Source organism: Archangium sp. (assembly GCF_036388035.1).
GTDB lineage: Bacteria > Myxococcota > Myxococcia > Myxococcales > Myxococcaceae > Archangium.
This window is the reverse complement of sequence record NZ_DASVSO010000701.1, coordinates 1-3,094: the sequence shown is the minus strand read 5'-3', so window position 1 is coordinate 3,094 and position 3,094 is coordinate 1. Positions and strand designations below refer to the sequence as shown.

Annotated in this window: 3 protein-coding genes; 1 reads left to right on the top strand and 2 read right to left on the bottom strand. The window is 62.6% G+C overall.

Annotated elements, in window-relative coordinates; translation table 11 throughout:
- On the top strand, positions 1-1,099 hold a 1,099-nt coding region (locus tag VF697_RS28920; protein WP_331099969.1), incomplete at its 5' end, for a helix-turn-helix transcriptional regulator.
- 444 nt (positions 1,100-1,543) lie between these two features.
- Here VF697_RS28920 and VF697_RS28915 read toward each other — a convergent pair.
- Both VF697_RS28915 and VF697_RS28910 read right to left on the bottom strand, forming a co-directional pair.
- Positions 1,544-2,125: an IS630 family transposase gene (locus VF697_RS28915; RefSeq protein WP_331099968.1), complete on the bottom strand. Its 582-nt coding sequence runs from the start codon at positions 2,123-2,125 to the stop codon at positions 1,544-1,546.
- On the bottom strand, positions 2,122-2,511 hold the full coding sequence (locus VF697_RS28910; protein WP_331099967.1) for an IS630 transposase-related protein: 390 nt from the start codon (positions 2,509-2,511) through the stop codon (positions 2,122-2,124). Before VF697_RS28910 ends, VF697_RS28915 begins: the two co-directional genes overlap by 4 nt.
- Positions 2,512-3,094: the final 583 nt, after the last annotated feature.

Sequence of the window (3,094 nt, the reverse complement as noted above, 5' to 3'; positions counted from 1 at the left end):
AGTTCTAGCTCGTCCGACGCTGACCGTAACAGCGGTCGTGTCGCCGTTCCTCGATCGATCCAGCCCGGGTGTGTGTGACTGGCGAAGCCTGCACGCGGCAGAACTCGAGCGTGCCCATGCTCTACTCGTCGTGTGCACGCCTGGTGCGATGCACGACTTCGGGGAAGGACATCCAGATTGGTTCTATCACGAGCTTCGCTGGTGGCTGGAGCACCGCAAGGGGATTGCACCGATCCTGATCTCCGCCGAGCAACACGGCCCGCGCTACATACCCGACCTGATACACAACCAGTGGCCGCGAACCCAGCTAATCCAAGTGAGTCCGAGTGCGTGGCGTGGGTCGAGACCGCCAACGCCTACCCAGGAAAGATCCGCTGAGAACAGCATCACGGCCATCCTGAGTGGAATTGCGATCAGCGCCGGAGATACACACATCGCCAGGCCGCCAGGACCGTGGGGGCTGATCGGAATGCTGCCCGCTCCCGAAGTATACGCATGGGAAAAGGACCGCGCGTACCGCTATATCAACGTGAACGAGAATTACGCCCGCGCCGCGGGATTCGACTCTCCCCACGCGATGCTTGGCAAAAAAGACGAAGACATGCCCTGGCGATCGCTAGTCAACCTGTTTCGTGAGGGCGATTGGCAGGTGATGTCTGGTGCGGCCGGCACCAGAGTGTGGGTGAAGGAGAAGGAGATCATGGTGGATCGCGTCGCCGACATCCTCGTCACGGAAAAGCCTCTTCGTGACCGACTCGGGAAGATCATCGGCTTGACCGGCTGCTTCATTGACGTCAGTGGACTCGAAGTACGAGAACGCACCTTCGATCCACACGTGCCCGCGCCCGACGTTCCGTTAGGCGAGGAGTTCGGGAGTGAGCGGTTCACCAGCCTTGAGGTGGAAGTGTTTCGGTGCTTGGTCCAGGGATGGCCGAAGGGCAGGATCGTGGACACGCTTGGAGCACACTGCGGTGCTGTCGAGGCAACTATCAGGTCGATCATGCAAAAGCTCCAATGCCCCAACGAGGGCGACATCGTAGTTGCCGCCGTGCGAGCCGGTCTTCCACTCGCACTGTTTGGGCCGATGATCAGGAAATAGATATGCGCAACTACAATCGATGTGTGATCGTTCTTCAAGCCCCGAGGGCGCAAAGCGCAACCGGAGGGTCTCCTCCTCGCCCGTGACTTACTCGAACATGCCGATCCCTCACCGGGCGAGGTTCTCCGGTGCCATGGGCTTCGCGAGCCGTCGGATTTGGGGGGAACCTGGCCCTTTCCCGGAGGCCGAGCTATGGTCCGTCGTTCGGAAATTCACCGCACGGTTCCTTGGGATATTCACCCCTGGAGCTGCGCCAGCCAAGTGGAGGTTGTCATGGATGGAACTCGACTGACGGCGAACGAAGTTAGGCAGATGACGGAAGCCGGTCTGAGTGGCAGTGGCGTAACGGATTTTAGTTACATCACCGACGAGATGGTCGAGGCGGACCTCGCCTTACCTGACGAAGCCGAGGCTGGGTATGGAGAGTCTAGAGCGGTTCCCGATCTAGTGTGCAGGTAGCATGTATCCGCAGTGCGCAAAGAAGCCCGCGGCATCTTGCGGGGTGATTGCATCGAGTGCTGGCAGGAGAGCTTCCTCGAGTGCTTCCAGGGTCCGCGCGGCCACCTTGCGAAGATACGTCTTGATCTTGCTCCAGGCGGGTTCGATCGGCGAGAAGTCGGGAGAGTAGGGCGGCAGGTAGAGCAGCTTCAGCCCCGCCGCCTCCAACTTCGTCCGAACGTCGGCCACTTTGTGCGGCTTGAGGTTGTCCATGATCACGAGGGCACCCGGCTTCTTCTTCACCAGCTCGGGGATCAGCACCTGGTCCAGGTAGGCGAGGAAGACGTCCGTGTCCGTGGCGGCCTGCGTCGTCATCGGGGCAAGCAGCCCCTCCAATGAGAGGGCACCCAGCACGGTGAGCCGCTGATAGGTGCCGAAGGGCGCCGAGCCGTGGGCGCGTGCCCCTCCGGGGGCTCGTCCGTAGCGGCGCACCATGCGGGTGTCGATGCCACTCTCGTCGAGGAAGACCAGATCACGCACATCGAGCGTGCGGGTGTGCTCCCGGTATTCCTTGCGCGCCTGCTTCACATCCGCGCGGTCCTGCTCCCGAGCGCGGAGCGTTTTTTCTTCCGGGGCAGATCCAGACGTACCAGTGCCCGGTGCATCGCGGAGCGGCTCAGGCGCACCGAGCGCTTCTGCTCGTAGAGTTCGATGTACTCGGCCAGCGTGCGGTCGTTCTGTTCCTCGACCCATTGGCTCAGCAGCTTGCCGCCGGCCTCATCCACGCCGGGTCTTCTCCCTCCGGCGTGCGGCTTGGGGGCAATGCTGCCCGTCTGCTTCCGCAGCGCCAGCCATCGGTAGAGGGCGCGCTCGGAGACGTGGAACTGAACGGCGATCTCCTCGATCGTCAGCGGGCTCTCATCAACAGCCCGGAGGACGCGCTCACGCAAGTCCAGGGAATACGGCGCGGCCATGGTTCTGATCAGGTGCGGAGTTCTAAACCAAAGCACCGCAATACCCTGAACCTCCCCTGACGATCCAACGGAGAACCGCTCTAGGGATTAGGGATTAGGAACAGCAGGAACTGAAGGGGATAGGGGACAGGGGACAGGGGACAGCCTGCGGAGGTCGCGGGTTGTCCCCTGTTTTCATCACCGTCACCCCTAATTTGTCATCCTGAGGGTCGGCCACGCCGTCGTTGCAGGCTGCGCGTAACTACGCAGACCCGAAGGATCTAGCCGAGGAATGGTCGGTGGCCCGAGCGCGGCAGCGTCACGCAAGCTTGGGAGGGGCCCTCACCCCGCTCGTGACCTCGCGTCCCTCTCCCACAAACAGCGTGGGCGAGGGGACCCAAGGCGAGCACCAAGCTCGTCGGCGGCTGTCGCGCTACAGCGGTGCTCGCTCCGCTCGTGGCGGTGCGGGCGATTCCGGCGCGCTCCGGTTGCGTTTGGAGCGCACTGAAAGGCTGTGTGCAGCCCGCTTTAGCGGGCTTCCGCCGTTCCAGCGGCGGGATTTATTCCGCCGTCTGAGGCAGGCCTCACCGCGCTCGGTCGGAGG